11 protein-coding genes are annotated in these 17907 nt (G+C 41.9%); 7 read left to right on the top strand and 4 right to left on the bottom strand.

Annotated elements, in window-relative coordinates:
* Positions 1-83: 83 nt before the first annotated feature.
* Complete coding sequence (locus M23134_RS08775; protein ID WP_002695571.1) at positions 84-4430, bottom strand: WG repeat-containing protein; 4347 nt, start codon at positions 4428-4430, stop codon at positions 84-86.
* A 549-nt stretch (positions 4431-4979) separates the two neighbouring features.
* On the opposite strand from M23134_RS08775, the gene M23134_RS08780 reads away from it, so the two are divergent.
* From M23134_RS08780 to M23134_RS08810, 7 genes are all read left to right on the top strand, one after another.
* Complete coding sequence (locus tag M23134_RS08780) at positions 4980-7988, top strand: PAS domain-containing protein (protein WP_002695572.1); 3009 nt, start codon at positions 4980-4982, stop codon at positions 7986-7988.
* Between the two features lie 103 nt (positions 7989-8091).
* Positions 8092-8610, top strand: a complete 519-nt coding sequence (locus M23134_RS08785; protein WP_002695573.1) for a hypothetical protein — start codon at positions 8092-8094, stop codon at positions 8608-8610.
* Between the two features lie 78 nt (positions 8611-8688).
* Positions 8689-9537 carry an ADP-ribosylglycohydrolase family protein gene (locus tag M23134_RS08790; RefSeq protein WP_002695574.1) on the top strand — a complete coding sequence of 283 codons (849 nt, stop codon included), beginning with the start codon at positions 8689-8691 and terminating at the stop codon, positions 9535-9537.
* Positions 9538-9751: 214 nt separating this feature from the next.
* On the top strand, positions 9752-10441 hold the full coding sequence (locus M23134_RS08795; protein ID WP_002695575.1) for a leucine-rich repeat domain-containing protein: 690 nt from the start codon (positions 9752-9754) through the stop codon (positions 10439-10441).
* A 124-nt stretch (positions 10442-10565) separates the two neighbouring features.
* Positions 10566-11846, top strand: a complete 1281-nt coding sequence (locus M23134_RS08800) for a DUF1015 domain-containing protein (RefSeq protein WP_002695576.1) — start codon at positions 10566-10568, stop codon at positions 11844-11846.
* Between the two features lie 8 nt (positions 11847-11854).
* Positions 11855-12496, top strand: a complete 642-nt coding sequence (locus M23134_RS08805) for a hypothetical protein (protein WP_045113258.1) — start codon at positions 11855-11857, stop codon at positions 12494-12496.
* A gap of 38 nt (positions 12497-12534) precedes the next feature.
* Entirely contained in the window at positions 12535-12975 is a 441-nt protein-coding gene (locus tag M23134_RS08810) for a GNAT family N-acetyltransferase (protein ID WP_002695579.1), read from the top strand.
* 173 nt (positions 12976-13148) lie between these two features.
* Here M23134_RS08810 and M23134_RS08815 read toward each other — a convergent pair whose 3' ends face one another.
* The 3 genes from M23134_RS08815 to M23134_RS08825 form a co-directional block, all read right to left on the bottom strand.
* On the bottom strand, positions 13149-14975 hold the full coding sequence (locus M23134_RS08815) for a DUF5916 domain-containing protein (RefSeq protein WP_002695581.1): 1827 nt from the start codon (positions 14973-14975) through the stop codon (positions 13149-13151).
* A gap of 90 nt (positions 14976-15065) precedes the next feature.
* The gene (locus M23134_RS08820; RefSeq protein ID WP_002695583.1) at positions 15066-16715 is read right to left on the bottom strand and encodes an IS1634 family transposase; all 1650 of its coding nucleotides are present in this window, start codon (positions 16713-16715) and stop codon (positions 15066-15068) included.
* Between the two features lie 66 nt (positions 16716-16781).
* Positions 16782-17441, bottom strand: coding sequence for a carbohydrate binding family 9 domain-containing protein (locus tag M23134_RS08825; RefSeq protein ID WP_232296793.1), 660 nt, complete (start codon positions 17439-17441; stop codon positions 16782-16784).
* Positions 17442-17907 lie beyond the last annotated feature (466 nt).

The raw sequence follows: 17907 nt of genomic DNA on the forward strand, positions 1-17907 counted from the left end.
ACGCATCTAATCTGAAAACTCATCATAAAGTCTCCTATAAACGAAAATTTAAACAAGCTCTTAGGGGCATTGGTTATCATTGATTATTCTTTGGTGGTTTCACCTATTACAGCAAATCCATTGGAGAATGGTTTAAGTTTGGTGTACTTAAAAGGAACAACTACTTTACCCTTGGCATTCACAGCTCCCCATTTGCCATTCTTTTTTAGGATAGATAGTTTTTGAGTAGAAGAATAGTAATCTTCATATTCAAATGGAATCACTACTTTGCCTTTAGTGTTGATCCCTCCCCATTTGTCATTTTTTTTCATGAGGGCTACCCCGTTTTTAAAAGAACTGCCCCCTTCGTATTGCATCGGAACCGTGAGCACCCCTTTGGCGTTGATAAACCCATACTTACGCGCTTGCTTTACCAAAGCCAACCCTTCCGAAAACTGTCTGGGGTAATAAGACTGCACTAGAGGGATAATTTCTTCCCCTTGGGTGTTGATATAACCATAGTATTTGCCTTTGCGCACGGCAGCTTTCCCCTCAGCAAAAGAGTAGGCAAAATCGTATTGAATAGGAATGACCAGCTTGCCTTTTTTGTTGATAAACCCATATTTTTTGTCCTTTCGTACCTTGGCAAGCCCCGCGATAAAATCAGCTACATAATCATAAGTAGCCGGAATGACTAGCTTATTCTTTTTGTTAATGAACCCATATTTACCGTCTTTCTTTATTCTGGCGAGTCCCTCTTTAAAACCAGCCGCAAAATCGTATTGGATAGGAATGACTAGCTTGCCTTTTTTGTCGATAAATCCGTATTTTTTATTTTGCTTTACGGCAGCAAGCCCCTCCGAAAAGTCGGCGCTATACTGGTATTGAGGCTCTATAACCACTTTGCCCTGTTTGTTAAAGTAGCCATATTTGCCATAACGTTTGGCTTGTACCCTTATGAGTCCTTCCTGGTATCGCCCTAGGTAATGGTGCTTCGCCGGAATGACTACCTTGCCTTTCATGTCAATTAACCCATATCGTATGTTGGGCCTTTTGACTTTTTTTCTTACAACTGGTGGGTCTTCAATGACTTTTTTGGTTTTTTGGGTAATTTTAAAGAAACCATTGTCCAGCCTGCGTATCTGCTTGTAGGCTTGGGTGGTGAGTGTTTTTCCTTTGGTATCTACCACATAATACCCCGAACCATAACTGCCCTTGCTCGCTATAGAGGTTCCTTTTTTAAAGTTTTCGGTGTAGCGAAAAGTAGGAGGGATGACCATTTTGCCTTTGGTATTGATGGCACCAAACTTATTGCTGCCAAGGTCTTTTACCCAGGCAAGCCCTTCTGAAAACTCAAATGCAGTAGGGTACTTAAAAGGCAAAATTGTTTTACCTGTTTTGTTGATGTAGCCATACCTGCCATCTTTTTTTACTGCGGCAAGCCCTTGGCTATACTTGGTGGCGTAATCGTATTGGAGAGGAATCACTATTTTGCCCGTTTTGTTGACGTAACCGTATTTTCCGTCTTTTTCTACCCTACCGAGTCCTTCCGAAAAGCCTAGATTAAGGTCATATTGAGTGGGTACAATGATGCCTTTTTGGTTGGCATAGCCGTACTTTCTGTCTTTTTTGATTCTAATAATACCTTCTTTGGCGGCTGCTACATAGTCGTACTCGCAAGGTACTATGAGCTTGCCTTGGGTATTGACAGCTCCGTATTTTCTGTCTTTTTTCACCCTTATAATGCCCTCTTTTACTCCTATCACATAGTCATATTCGCAGGGCACTATGAGTTTACCTTTTTTGTCAATACAGCCATACTTTTTGTTTTCTACTACTTTGGCGTAGCCATTTTCAAAGGCAGTAACATAACTATAATTAACGCTTAAAACATTTTTGCCGTTCTTGTCTATAAAATAGTACTTACCATCTTTCCTCACCCTGGCAAGCCCTTCCGAAAACTCGCTTACCGAAGTATAGCCTCCACGAATCACCCATTGTTCTTTGGTGTTGATATACCCCCGTTCACCATTTTTACGCACGGGTGCCAACCCCTCTTTGCCAAAACTGCCAGCCCAATCATACTCAAATGGGATCGCTACTTCGTGTTTTAGGTTAACAAAGCCGTATTTCCCCCCACTTTTTTTTCGGGCTACTACCAATCCTTTAGAAGGGGTACCCAAACGGTAGTATTTTGGTGGAATCAGCAATTTGCCCCTGGGGCTAAGTATGCCCTGTGTTGAAGTAGTAACATATCTTTTGGTGGGGGTTGTCTTGATTGGTTGAGAGACTATACGGGTAACCTTAGAGACTTTTAGTAACCCTTTTTTGCCGTGGTAGTATAACCTGTCATACTTAAGGTCAACTACTAACTTACCTTTATTATCTATTGCGCCATACTTGCCTGTTCTTAGCTTTGCTCTTTTTACAATGGCTATCCCATTATTAAAGCGGTAGCCTACAGCATAGCCAAAATCCACTACTACTTTACCTTTTTTGTCAATGGCACCATACTTTCCCAAAGGCGTTTTCTTTACCCATGCCAACCCCTCATGAAATCTATTGCCATAGTTGTAGTACATGATCGGAATCACCAATTTGCCTTTGGTATCAATGTAGCCCACTTTTCCGTCTTTTTTTACTGCAGCCAGCCCTTCGCTAAACTCATAGGTGTAATTGTATTGAAACGGAACCACTACTTTGCCAGTTGTATTGATAAACCCCCACTTACCTTCTTTATTTACATTTGCCAATCCGTGGCTAAAGTTGCCCGCCTTTTTGTATTGCAAAGGCACCACTACTTTGCCTTGGATGTTGGCAAAACCATACTTTTCGTCTTTTTTAACTTTCACCAACAAATCATCATTCACATAGCTTATGTAGTCATATTCGATAGGCAATAATAGCTTGCCTTTTTTATCAATCAAGCCATACTTGCCATTGCTTTTTACCCTTGCTACTCCTTTTTTAAAGCTATAGCAAAGGCTATAAATGGCAGGAATCACGAGTTTACTTTGTTTGTTGATGTAGCCATACTTACCGTTGACTTTCACATCGGCGAGCCCTTCCGAAAATGGGTAGGCACGATCATAGGTGGCAGGTATTACGAGCTTGCCCTTCTTGTTTATATAACCATAAAAAGAGTTATCAGTGCGTACTGCGGCAAGCCCATCTGAGAATGAATAGGCTCTTTTGAATTTAAAAGGAATGACTGTTTCATTTTTAAGGTTGATATATCCGTAGAGTCCTTTTTTGGTTTTTTTGGCCATTATCAACCCTTCCGATACACTGCCTAACCTGGCATAATTGGTGGGTATGAGCATTTGCCCCTTTTTGTTGATCACCCCATACTCATAAGTGGTGATTACTCGTGGTTTTTTTCTTACCTTACGAGTAGTAGCAATAGGCGTCTCAATGGTTGTCTCGTATTCTTCATTTATTTTTACAATCCGAGCCATACCCTCGTGAAAGTGGAGGATGAGGTCATACTTAAAGTCAACAATTACTTTTCCCTTGCGGTCAATTACCCCGTATTGCTTGTCTTTGCTCACTATAGCATACCCTTCTCTAAAACGCTTCGCTTTTTTGTAGAGGGGTTCAATAATGGTTTTACCGTTTTTGTCAATGGCGCCATAATTGGCCTTATGCGATTTTCTTACCCAAGCCAGTCCTTCGCTAAATGATTGTACTCTGGAATAGTCGTTTTTGATAGTGAGGTTACCAGTCAGGTCTATGTAACCGTATTTAAAATCTTTCTGAACTGCAGCAAGCCCCTCTGTAAATTTTTTGGCGCGGTAGTAGGTAGGCGGAATTACCTCGGTACCGGTTTTATCGATAAAACCGTATTTTTTATGCCCTTTTTCTACCAAAGCCAGCCCTTGGTTAAAGTCGCTCACCGAACGATACAAGCGTCCTATAACAATGCGCCCCCCACGGTCTATAAATCCGCTTTTTCCGCTTTGGCTAATGGCTGAAAGCCCTTCTTTAAAAGGACGGACATAAGTATATTGGTAATCAATTACTTTGCGCCCACGTTTGTCTATAAAACCCCAGCGGTAGTCCATACGGGCAGCGGCAAGTCCTTCCGAAAATTTACCTGCCCTTTCGAATTGAAAATCTATTTTTATTTTTCCTTTTTTATCAATAAAGCCATACTTGCCATCTTTTTTTACTGCGGCCAGCCCTTCGCTAAAATCCAGGGCTTTATCGAACTGGGGCTTGATCACTTCTCTCCCTTTCTTGTCGATAAATCCATATTTTTTGCCTACTTTGATCACCGCCCGACCCTCGGAGAAGTTGCCGGCATAGGCATATTTCATCTTGACAATGACTTTCCCTTTTTTGTTGATAAACCCATATTCGCGGGCGGGAGGTTGTGCTTGAGCAGCTATAAGGTTGCCAAATAACAGCAAGCTTGAAATAACTAAACTTTTTAATATTAGGTGTTTCATTTAACTATAAACTTTAATAGAGTAAGCGGTTTATACTGATTGTTAAACCAGCTTAAGTAAAAAATTAAAAAATGAGTTGTTAAATATTTGATAATTAGGTATATAGCATAAGAACTGATCTGGTCTTTTTAAATGCTTGTGAAAACTACTCATTATTTAAAGATGAAATGAGTTCTTCTAACAAAAAAACGTGTTTTAGGAATGAACAAAAAATAACGTCTTCCTGATCAATCAGGGCTGTAAGCAGTTCGGTAACTTATTTTTTCACCATTCCTTAGTGATCTTTCATAAATAATTTGAGCCATTAAAGTGTATCTATTGCCCTCATTCTTCTCAAAAAAAAAGCTTCATAGCTTTGGCTATGCACCGTTTTTTTTGAATTGTCTGAGAACAATATATTTTCTTGAATTGGCACATCTTATTTTTTCCAGATCACTTAGAAAGATATTTATCATTCTTATTATCTTGTTTTTAGTTATCATGAATGAGTAAGACCCTGAAATACTCTACAGTCTGAACGATTCCTTTATAAAATGAACTTGGTTTACAATGTTGGCATCTATTACTTCCAAAATTATTCAAAAACTGAACATAAAAAAAAACCTCTATGGCAATCAGGACGATTTGCCGAAGGGTAAAGTTGCCAAAAAAGATGTGCAAGATGCCTTGCAAGAGGTCTATAAGCGTGGCGATAAAGTGATGACCGTGTTCATCGGTTTGCACTTAGTAGTTGCCTTGATCATTGCCCTTATTTTTCAGAATATATGGGCAGAAACCCTCACCGCCGGGCTTACTGCAGTAGGATTGTTTGGGTTAAGCGTTACCTTTCGCCCCCGTAAGTTTTTTACCAGGGTAATAGCAGGGATATGTTTGCAGATGTTTGCATTTTTGTTGTTTTACCAGCTTCAGGTACAGGGGCAGAAAATAGACGAAGGGCGTTTTTTCTTTTTTATTGCCTTTACCATTATGATCGTGTACCAGGACTGGAGGGCAATTTGGCCAGGAGCCATTTTTTTGTTTGGGGTCATTACCCTTCCTATTGTGCTGAGTTACGTAGAGCTTTTTACGGGAGCCAATATAGGTAGTTTTCTCGACTTTGTAATGGAAACTGAGTTTGTAAAAGCTACCCGTGAGTTGTTTTTTGCCACGGAAGGAAAGCAACAAGTGATTTTATACGATCGCCTCATTGCTTATTTTGGTATTTTGAGCATTCAGGTGGTTTTGTGCAGTAGCTGGGCGTATTTTATGCAGATTCAAACCATCAAGGAGATGTTGTCGAAACGTAGCCTGATAGCACAGCAAAAACAAATAGCTCAAGCCAACGAAGAGCTTGAAAACAATGTGAAAAACAAGACTGAAGACCTGCAACGTGCACTCGAAACCTCACAAACCACCGAGGAAGAGCTTCGGCAAAACATGGAAGAGTTGCAAGCTACTCAAGACGAAATGAACGTACAGTCGCGCAAAATCAGAGACAGCCAGGAGGCGATGAAAAAGGTAGAGCAAGAGTTGCGACAACGCCAGCAAGACATGGAACGCACTCAATGGCTGGAGTCCAATTTGTCTAAGTTTGACGACTTGATGCGCTTAAACTACGACAAAAGCCTGGAAGAGTTTACCGATGTGGTTTTACTGAATCTTGCCGATTTATTGAATGGTTCTCAGGCGGCACTGTATGTGTACGACGAAGACAAAGACCGGATAGAAATGAAGGGTGGCTATGCCTGCACACCTAAAACAGTAAAAAAATCAAGCTTTTATATAGGCGAAGGGGTGCTGGGGCAAATTGTAAAAACCAAGAAAACCCACTACCTCGAAGACTTACCCATTGATTCGGCAACGGTGGAGTCTGCCTTGTCAAAAATAAGCAATAAAAGCCTGATTGTGGTACCATTGCTCTACAATGAAAAAATTCAGGGAGTACTGGAGCTTGCCAGCCTAAGTGCTATGAGCGAGTTGCATCGCCATTTTTTAGAGCGGTTGGGCAAAAATATTGCGTCTATGTTACAAAACATCCGCAGTATGCTACGCACCCAAAAACTCTTGAAACAATCGCGTGAAATGACCGATGAGTTGCAACGCAATACTGCCCAAATAGAACAAACTCAATTGGAAATAGAGCGTAGGGCGGCCGAGTTCCAGGCGCAGTTTAATGCCATTAACCTCTCTATGCTGGTGGTAGAATATACCGAGGAAGGAGAGATCACCCAGGTAAATAAAAAGTTCCTTAAACTATCTAAATACACCAAAGACGAACTCGTTGGGCAGCACCACAGCTCTTTGCTGCCGGTAAAAGTGGCAGAGTCTGAAGACTACAAACAGTTTTGGCGCAAGGTACACGAAGAAGCTTACCACGAAACTGAGCATAAACTGGTGACTAAAGATGGAGCCACGTTTTGGTTACGGGCAAACTATTATTGCCTTGCCACCGAACAAAAGAAAAAACCATCGACCAAGCCAATATATGCCTCTGGTACAAAACAACTCCCCACTACTTCGCCTCAATCGGAGGGTACCCCGACTACTACCACCCACAGTGCCCCCCCTAGTGTTGTCCGTGACGTGAGCGGTGCGCACTCTATGTCACAAACCATTATGATGATTGGCTGGGACATTAGTTTGCAAAAATTGCAAGAGCAGCAAATCAAACAAAACCTGGAAGAACTACAAACCCGTGAGTTGGAAAGTCAACAAAGCATTAAGCAGATGCAAAAACTGCAGGACGAACTGGAAACCAGGGCAAAAGAGTACCAAGGGCAGCTTCAGGCAATTAACCTGTCTATTGCCATGATTAATATGGATAGAGATGGGGTGATTTTGTCCATGAATGACAAGTTTGCCGAGATATTTAATTATGCTAAAAACGATTTGGTTGGGCAACACCACGAGGTATTGGTAAGAGATGGTTATGCCAAAAGCAAACCTTACCGAAAACTATGGCAACAGTTGTATAAAAATGAGTTTGTAGAAGGGGAGTTCAAAGGAATTACCAGGGATGAAAAAGTAGTGTGGCTCAGGGGAAGTTATTACCCCATTACCGATGCCCGCAACAATTTGTCTAAGATTTTGGTATTGGCGTATGACATTACCAAAGAACGGGAGCAAGCCGCTCAGATTAAACAAAACATTGCCGACCTTGAAAAAGTACGCGAAGAGCTTGAGATTAAAACCAATGAGATGAGCGCCCAATTAGAGGTAGTAAACCTGATCGCAGGAGTAGTGGAGTTAGCGCCTACTGGCGAAATATTAAGTGTCAATGAATTGTTTCTTGAGTTTGCCAAATATGATGGTGTGGAAGAGCTTGCCGGACAACACCACCAAGTGTTGGTAGATGCTGGTTTTGCCCAGACCAAGGCATACAAAAAGCTTTGGGAAACCTTGGGCAAAGGCGAACACATTGAGGGTATTTATGAGTATTTAGCAAAAGATAAGTCAAAAATAAAACTTCAGGGCAGCTTTTTTCCTGTCAAAAATCAAGAAGGCAAAGTATTTAAAATTCTTCACCTCACGCTTGACATTACCACTGATAGCAAGCAAAGAATTGGGGCGGGTGAGTAGACTCGTTGATGGATGCCATGTAGCTTCTTTTTGGCACTGAAAATAAACAGCCATCATCACCCATTCAACGCTGTTTGTACCAAAAGAAAGTTAAAAAAAAACAATGAACATCGAAGACGAATTGATTAGAGAAAACTCCAAAGAAAATGCCTTGGCTATAGCCAATTACATTGGGGCAGACCCTCACCGTTTTGCTCAATTGATGGCTTTGTTTTTACAAGGTGAATCCCTGGTGGTGCAAAGGGCTGCCTGGGTACTGTCTAAGTGCGCCGACCAATACCCTGAGTTGCTCACCCCACACCTAAAGTCTATGATAGAAAACCTGCAAGGAGAGGAGGTGCCCGTAGCCGTGCAACGTAATGCCTTGCGGGTGCTCCAAAATGTAGAGGTGCCAGAAGCATTGCTGGGTACGCTTGCCGAGGTATGCTTTAAATATATGGAAGACCCTAAAGCAGCCATTGCTGTCAAGGTGTTTGCTATGACCAACCTATACAACGTTACCCAAAAAGAACCTGCACTGGCAAATGAACTCAAGCTGCTAATCAAGTACCAGCTTCCCTATGCTTCGGCAGGGTTTAAGTCGCGGGCAAATAAAATACTGACGGCTTTGAACAAGCAGTAATCGTATTGAAAAATAGGAATAATGAGGGTAAATGCATATCTTAAGGCATTTGTAAACCACTCATTTAGCCCATGTTTTATGTTAGTAGAATTAGCTATAGGGGATGCCTACGGAGCACAGTTTGAATTTGCTGACCCCGAATTGGTAGAACAGCACAATCATTTGCAGTATATAGCAGTAAGAGACGACGCCATATCTCCGGGAAGTTATACCGACGATACCCAGCAAACAATTGCCATTGCTGAGTTGTTGGTAGAAGGAACAGAATGGACGCCTGAAAATATTGCGGGCAAGCTGGTAGAAGTGTATCACCGTGATCCTCGCAAAGGATACTCAAGGCGGGTAAAAATCGCTTTGAATGCTTCGGCTAACGGGGCAGAGTTTCTCAAAAATATTGACCCCAACAGCGACACTAGTGGGGCCGCCATGCGTGCTTGTCCTTTGGGTATTATCCATGACTTGCCCGAATTGGTAGAACGGGTGACTATTCAAGCAAAAGTTTCTCACAATACTCCATTAGGCATACAAGCTTCTCTGGCTACCGCATTGGCTACCCATTATTGTATTTATGAAATAGGCGAACTCAGTGATTTGGGCGAATTTATTGTAAGTCAGGTGCCTGGCGATTGGAATGTGGCGTATGATGAGTTTGTGGGGCAAAAAGGCTGGATGAGTGTAAGGGCTGCCCTGACAGTGCTCAGTAAACATGACAACCTTGCCGATATGCTCAAGGCTTGCATTGCTTTTACGGGCGATGTAGACACTGTGGCCACTATAGCCTTGGGTGCGGCTTCAAACACTGCCCGGATAGAAAAAAACCTGCCCGACTGTCTTTACCAAAACCTGGAATCGAGCAACTATGGACTGGAGTACCTACAGGCATTGAACGAACGCTGGCTTGAGCTTAAGGTGGTGCCTAATTTATAAATGTTGTGGCAGTTGTACGCTTACTTTTCAATGACGAGTGGGTTGCCTCCCAAGACAATGTACCCCCCCTATAGAAAAACGTTTCTTAGCTTTGGTCTCACTTCGCCAAGAACAAAGCTAAGAAACAACATGGAGCTGGGAAGCAATACAAAAATTCGACTTTTTATTCCGTTTGAAGTATATGAGGAAGCAAACCTAAACTTAACAATGAGCAATGGAAGAGCAAGAGTACACAAGTAAAATAAAAAGCTTGCTATATAGTATTGACAAGGCAAACCAGGCGTTGGCGTTTGAGTTGATGCGTGGCAGCGGAGTACCCCCTTTATTAAGTCAGGAACTTGCCGAGAAATATATTATAGAATGTCTTTCCAATGATTTTACCAGCCTTTTTGCCCACACTGAAAAGCTCAACCTAAGTCGGCAAAAACTCGACACCATTCCCCCTGCCCTGGGCAAATTGCCTAAGCTAAAATTTTTATTTTTACCTTTCAACAATTTTGATCAACTACCCGCCGAAATGGGCAACTTGAGTAGCCTTAAACGTATTTACCTGGACGGTAATCGTTTGGCAGGATTTCCAGCATCTTTTACTCAGCTACAAAACCTAGAACGTATATCGCTTGTGGGTAATCGCCTTACTCAAGTTCCCCCCGAGGTGCTTGCCATGCACAACATGCGTTGGTTAGACGTAAGCCACAATCAAATCACCCAGTTGCCCGAAGACATAGGTAAACTTAACCAAATGGAGTTTTTAACCTTGAGCTACAATCAAATCACCCGATTGCCCGACAGCATGCGTAAACTGACCAAGCTGACCAGTCTTTCACTAGAGCATAACCCACTGAGCCAACAAGAGATAGAAAAAATACGTCGCTGGTTGCCCAAAGCCCAGGTTCGGTTTTAGCCCACTGAAAATGAACCCTATAGCGACAATGATGCGTGGTACTTTTTTATTTTGGTCAATCATTAATTTCTGGTAAAAAGTTGTACTTTTGCTGCTTGTAGAAGAACCTTTGTGTAGATCAAGTATGGCAGAAATTTTACCTTTTAAGGCATGGCGTTATAATGAGTTTTTAACTGAAAAGTTGCTCAGTTTAAGTGCCCCGTTATCCGAAACTATTTTTCAACAACAAGAAGCGGCTCTTTACCAAGAGCCTTACCACAACTTTCATATTGCATCGCCCAGCGATGCTCCTCCTTTTGAAAACATCAGCCGTAGAATAAGCAACTGGAAATTAGACGGCGTAATACGTCAGGACAACTTGCCTGGTATTTATGTATATTATCAGTATTTTCAGAGCAAAGGCGATAAAAAGATGTCTTGTCGCAAGGGTTTTGTTTGCCTGATTAGAACCTCCGATTTTGAAGACCAGGTGGTATTGCCTCACGAAATGACTGTACCCGCAGCAGTAAAGTTTCGTACAGGGTTGTTGCAGCACACCGATATGCACACTACACCCACCCATGGTTTGTATACCGACGATGAAGAACTTCTGGAACACTACTTGGACGAAAGCATCGAACATCCAATATACGACATTACTGACGCCCACCAAACCCGTCATGTTGTAAGCATTATTCAAGACCAACAAGTGGTCAATACGTTTATGCAAATTTTGCGTACCAAAAAAGTGTTTCTGGCAGATGGTCACCATCGGTACGAAAGCTCGCTTAATTATAAAAATACCCTTCAAAATAACAACCCCTATCACCAAGGCAATGAGCCATACAATTACCACATGATGTGGCTTACCAATACTGCATCGAGCGACTTGGGCATATTGCCTACCCATCGTATGGTGCACCGTTTGCCAAAGGGAATGAGTGAAGCTCAATTATTGAAAAAGCTTGAACAATATTTTGAGGTAACCCTCAAAGAAGACATCAAACAAGCATTGGGAGCGGCTGCGCCTACCGATAATCTCTGGAAATTTGTCCTTATTTTTAAGAATAGCTCTTATATCTTATCTTTAAAACCCGAAGCGCTCAACGACTTTGACCTGGAAATACCAGAGGTAGTAAAAAAACTGGATGTGTCGGTGATGCATTATTTTATCTTTGACCGTATCATGGGGTTTCCGTGGAGCAACCAGTTTGAGTACTTGAGTTTTTCGCAAAACTACCGTGAGTGCATCAAGCAAGTGCAAGAGGGCACCGAACAGTTGGCAGTGCTTACCCGTAAAGTGACTTTTGAAGAGATAAAAAATGTGTGCAAAAGTGGAAATACAATGCCAGCAAAAGCTACTTACTTTTTTCCGAAAGTATTGGGAGGGTTGGTGTTTGGGTCGGTAAAACCAGAGGAGTTTTAAAAACGTGTATGTGTCATTACTCATTACAAGTAATTCTTGGTGGTTGGCTGACGCTGGTTTGTATACTGTTGACAGGCTGCAATTCAGCATCGGACAATCGGGAGACAGTACATAAGGTGGGCTCCTGGCAAAAAGTAATTGTGAAAGATAAAAAAGGCAATCGCATTGTAAAGTTTATCTGGAACGAGCAGCAAGTATTGATTCAAACCCCTGAAAAACTATGGCAAAGCAAAGACAGTATTGCCCTGATTGAGCGCCCTACTAAAATATACCAAACCCCTGCAAACACTCCATTGATAGAAACCAACGTCAAAGGGTTAGATATTTTGGCCAAAACCATTTCTCCTCCCTTTTCTCAATGGCGGCTTCGTTTTGTGGGCGATACAATGCAAGTGTTCAAAGCAAACCAGCACCCACCTGCTTATTGGGTGGTACAGTACAAACTAAACAAATACCGGGTATACCAGGCAGGTAATGAAGTAGGCAAAACCAAGATAACTAATGGGATAGTAGATGTAGATGGCGTAGGCATTGACCTAAAAATACCAACGCCTACCAACTCTTATGCTTATACTTTGCTTATGATGTACCAAATACCCAAAATCATTAGGTGTAGCCTGATGGCGGAATTGTTGCTGAAGCAGCTCTAAATAAACATACCCATCACAACTACAACTCTTAACCTAATATGATAAGATCTTATACCCAAGCCGATAAAGCTGCTGTGCTACAACTGTTACAAGCCAATACTCCGACGTTTTTTGACCCTTCCGAAGAAGCCGACTTTGTTCATTACCTGACCAATGAACTAGAAGATTACTTTGTGATCGAACAAAATCATCAGTTGTTGGGCTGTGGGGGAATCAATTACTTGATAGCAGATAAAACCGCTCGTATTTCGTGGGACATGCTGCACCCTGAAGCTCAAGGAAAGGGGTGGGGGGCAAAGTTGGTGCAACACCGTCTTGATCACATCAAAACCAAACCTGAGATAGCGACTGTAATAGTGCGTACCAGTCAGCTGGCTTATCAGTTTTACCAAAAGTGTGGTTTTGTGCTACAGGAAGTCACCAAAGACTATTGGGCAAAGGGTTTTGACTTGTATTATATGGTTTTAGAGCTTGTTTAATAGCTCAATGGCTCGTAAAGTGGGATAGATAATCAACACATTTTGCGAACCATTGAACTACCTACCTTTGTTTACAGGTTTTATAAGCCTTCAAAACCTGTAGCTGCTTGCTGAGCAGGGTATACTTGTGGCTTATCGCTCGAAGCTTGTCCCTGTAGGAGCCGCCAACTATTTTACCTAAACCACTTCTTCAAATACAAATAATCGAGAAAGTAAATGACCTTAAGCGAAAAAGTATTGCGTTGGGGCATTTGCATGACGTTGCGTCTAAAATTATCGGCAAAGGCGTAGTTTTCGGCTATACCAGCGACATGACTCAAGATGGCATTTTTCCAGACAAAGGTTACAAAACTGCCTGGTGCAAACTGCCAGTTGTACACAAAGTCTAGGTTAAAAGCGTTGAAATTTACATTGTTGTTGCGTATCTCAGTAGACAAATCAGTGATTTCAGCGGGCATTTGCTGCGACAAATCGCCGTTGGCTTCCAGATTATATAGTTTATCGTATTGTACATCGCTCCAGTAGTGCCTTACCCTTAGCCGGAAGTTCATCAAGTGATTGAAGGCATAGTCTAGCACAAAAGTATTAATAGTTTCTTTTACATTTCTTCTGCCATAAATAATGGCATTATTGCCAAACTCATGTTGGTCGTTCGTTGCATTGGCGTAGCCTCGTTCTTTGCGTCGGGCAATAAAAAACAGGTGATGTTGAAAAGACAAACGGTCGTTTACCCGGTAACGGGGCGAAATACCCACCCAGTTGTCTACCTGATTCCAGGCGGGGCGCGTCCACACCCCCGCATTGCCACTAACGGCAAATTTTTTACGCGAGTCGCTGCTCACCGAAACCCGCCCTCTCATCCAAGGGAGTTTTTTAAAATATCGCCCTTGCTCAAGTGCCCTGGTAGAAAAATAATCAAAATTATCGACAGGCGAGGCATTTAGGTTTAGCACAATATTCCAAAAGTTGGTAAAAGTTACCGAAGCATTTGTCCACAGCCCTGCTCCGGTAAAAGTATTGGGTTCATATAGACGATTATGCCAGATGCCAGTCCACCAGCTAAATCGGTTAACAATGCCTTTGGGCTTAAAGGTCATGTATCCTACTTCCAGCTCGTGGCTTATGTCGTTGGGTGCCCGCAAAAAGCCCAAGTCGTTGGGGTTGTAGTTGTCGCTTTCTACATTGCGCGAAATGGCATACTGAAAGTTGCCACTGGTTTTGCCAAAGCGTAAGGTGTATTTATGTCCCAAGTCAGGAATATAGTTGCCAGTAGTAGTGCTTCGGGCGTATTTTTGACTCACCGCCACAAACCCCGACACCCGGTAAGTATTGCGCTTGTTGTTGAGCCTTACATCGAGTCCATTGACATTGGCGTGTTCAAACCCTCCGGCACGTGCCACATTGGTATTCAAAAAAGTAATGTTGGAGTTGTTGCGCAGATTTTGGTCTACCACAAATACACTGTAATTGGTCAGTGGGTCTACCAACACTTCACGGGTTTCGCCCGATTCTTTATTGTATACTTTGGCATAAGATGCCTTGGTCACCGCATTGAAAACTCCAATACCCAGCCCGCTTTTGGTACGTCCCGATATTTTGGTAGCATTGAGTAACTGGGTTTCTGCCGGCATAAAAGTGGTAGAGTCGTGGGTGCCCGGGTCTTCTCTGAGTATGCCCTGGCTTTGACCTACCCGCCGCGAATAAAACAAATTACCTTTGCCAAACAACTCCGTTCCTTCGGTAAAAAAAGGTCGATTTTCTTCAAAAAACACTTCAAAAGGTCCCAGGTTGTTTACCAGGTTATCAGATTGTACTTGGCTAAAGTCAGGTATCAGGCTCATATCCAGGGTAAAGCTCTCATTAATCCCGTATTTTAAATCCATTCCTCCACCATAAGAATAACTTGTGCCATTGTTGTCGTCTTTGGTGATGGCTCCAGATACATAAGGCATTAACGACAACCGGGTGGGTGGCTTGATATTGCGGAGCCCCTCAAGCACTCCAAACTGATTGACAAAGCCAGCTACCCGACTTTCCGCACCTGTGTAGCTAAAACCGAGTAATTTATTAAACCACTGTTTATGAGGCGTTTATTCAAGGAGATAGTATTTCCTAACTTCTTGCCCCAGTAACCTAATGACCTTTGTATGCATCTCATTCATATTAAGAATGAGCATAGGTTGTTCTTGATTAACCCACAAGCAGTGAATGCCTCTAAAAAACTCGAAAATCCATTTCATTGTGGGTTTTTGAGTTTCTTTTTTAGTTTGATCCAGGACAAACTCCTTTTCCTGCTGCAGGTTTTTTCTTAATTCTCTCTCCAAAGCTGCATACACCATCAGCGACAATGCCATAATCATGAGTATAGCTTCAAGTCTCTCTGGCTTTTTTACAAAGAAGCTATCAGCAAGGAAAGCTTTATCTTTCAAAAACCTAAAACCTTTCTCGACATTAGATTGTCCTTTGTAAGCCAGTAGTTTATGTCCATTCCCCCACCTTTGTGCTGTATCATTGGAAGCAATCACAAACTTGCCCTGTTTTTGTCTTAGTTGTTCATAGTGTGTGAGTTTGGTTAGTGGACACCCTGTAATACGATACCCTATGGTCTGTTTTTGAGCTCCTTTGGGAGGTTTACCTGGTTTTTTAAACCCCTTGACTTGTTGAAAATTCAGGTCTTCTATTGACAAGTACTGGCACTTTTTTGAAAATTGTTCCCAGGCTTTTTCTGCATCCTGTTTACAGCTAAAAACCTTTTTGCAAAGCTTGATAAAGTCTTGGTGCTCTTCACTGCTTTTTTTTAGGTAACGTTTTTTCAAACTATGAACATCTCGCTTATAACCTGCCTCAGAAAAGACAACCATCCATTCTTGTCTTACACCTCCATAGCTGTTGCATACTTTCTGGTAGCGGTAGTTTTTCAATTTTTCTTCTGTGAAGAATTGCATATGCTCTGGCTGTACCTGTAGGAGTAATTCTTGAACAGCAGTAAGCTTGGAAGGAACACGGGTGATCCAATAATGCCGACCTGAGATTTTACCGATGGTTTCCTCAGTGTATAAGGCACTATCTGCCACCCAACATATAGGCTGACCATTATTCTGCAAACGTTCTACATAATCATCAATGGTTTGACCAAAGCTTGTTTGGTCACTTGTATTGCCATGCAAACCTTCCATAAGCAAAGGTATGCCTGAGGAGTTTTCTACTACCAAGTTAAGCATTACCTGATTTAGGTCAGGGCGGTGATCCCGGCTGTAACCTTGGGTGATGTGAAGGCAAGAAACCTCTGCTTCGTTAAGTTCACTATTATATTGCCCTTCCAACCCAAAACTGGTCGCATCCAAGTGGCGAAACTCTGAGTCTACTTCTTCTGACAAACCCAGTATTTCATAACTCTGTGCAGCCAAATGGCTGAATAACTCACTTACACCAAAGGCATACAAATCATCCAAGCAACGACCAAGACGATCATCATTGAACATTTCTGCGCTTAGATTTTCTCCTAATAAGTGAGCAACAGGCTTATCAGAAAAAAAATGAGGACTCAGGTATAAGCGACGCTCGGCAAAACCTAAACCATTTAAAATCAAGGCTTTGACGCAAGTACCTGTGCTTACTTGATGAAGCCCATTGGTGTTAGGTAAAAGCTCATCTATTTTAGAGCTCAAGTTTAAACGATCACACATGCCACTTACCAACCCTAAGTGGTCAAGGTTTTTACTTATGGGAAATGATTGCATACCAAAAAGTAAAACTTTTGGTCGACATAAAAAAATAATGCTTTTGCAATCAAGTGATTACATCAATTATTTGTTTTCCCGAACATACGTGCGGAAAGTCGGAGCTACCGAAGGGTCTACCCGGTTCCAGAACGACTCTTCGCGGGTACGTCTTATCTCGCGATAAAAATTGATGCCCCAATTTTGCACCTCTTTTTTAGGAAAACGCAACGCAGAGTAGGGGATTTCCAGTTCTACTACCCATCCTTCTTTTGTAATCTTTACTGCACTTTGCCAAACCGCATTCCAGTTATAATCTTCGTTTTGGGGAGTGTTGAACATATCAAGCTGTACTCCGGCGGCAGTTACCATAAAAAAGAACGCATTTTGGCGGTTATGATAAGTATCCAGTGCAATGCCAAACATATCGGTATTTTTGCCTCTGCCATCTCTCGGTCCCAGTTCACGCGAAATCTTACCAGGCTCATTGTCATAAAGTTTGGCTGCTACATAAATGGCAAAGTCATCGTATACGATTTTTACCCGGGTTTTTTGGGCAGACTTTGCTCCGTTGTTGGGGCGCAGTTGAATAAAATTGCCCTCGAAAAAGTGAGAGTCATTTGACCATATTTTTTCATTCAACACTCCGTCTATTCGAGGTCTTTTACTGATTTTGGTGGCTTGTAGCGAATTGGGTTTTTTCTTTTTGGGTGGTTTGCCAAAGCCAGACATACTTGCCAGACACAATGCGCAAACAATGATTAAAAGGAGACGTTTTTTAGACCTGACATGAGGTTTTTATTGTTTATTGTATGAGTTTAAAATAACACCTGTATGACTAAAAGTGAACGAAAACGGACGCTTGTATTACAAAACCGGACACTTTTTAGCCTTATTCGTCATTGACTACAGGTATTTAAGATTCCTTACTTTAGATACAGCAGTGGGTTAATGCATTGAAAATCAGTGAATTAATTTTTCGTTTTGTGATGAACAAACTACTGTCTAATGGTTGATTTACTCATAAAATGAACAAATGAGAGACTAGACTTTATTTTTGCTAAATTTCACTTTGTTAAAAGGTTGTTAAGGAGTGGGCAAAAAATAACTTTTCGTTTTATAGGCGATTTTTCATCCTGATATTTTGTTACTTTTAGCCGAAGGTAGAACTCAGCATTTGCGTTGAAAACGCCTGCAATGATAAAAACCGATC

This window comes from Microscilla marina ATCC 23134, from assembly GCF_000169175.1.
In the GTDB taxonomy this organism is placed as follows: Bacteria; Bacteroidota; Bacteroidia; order Cytophagales; family Microscillaceae; genus Microscilla; species Microscilla marina.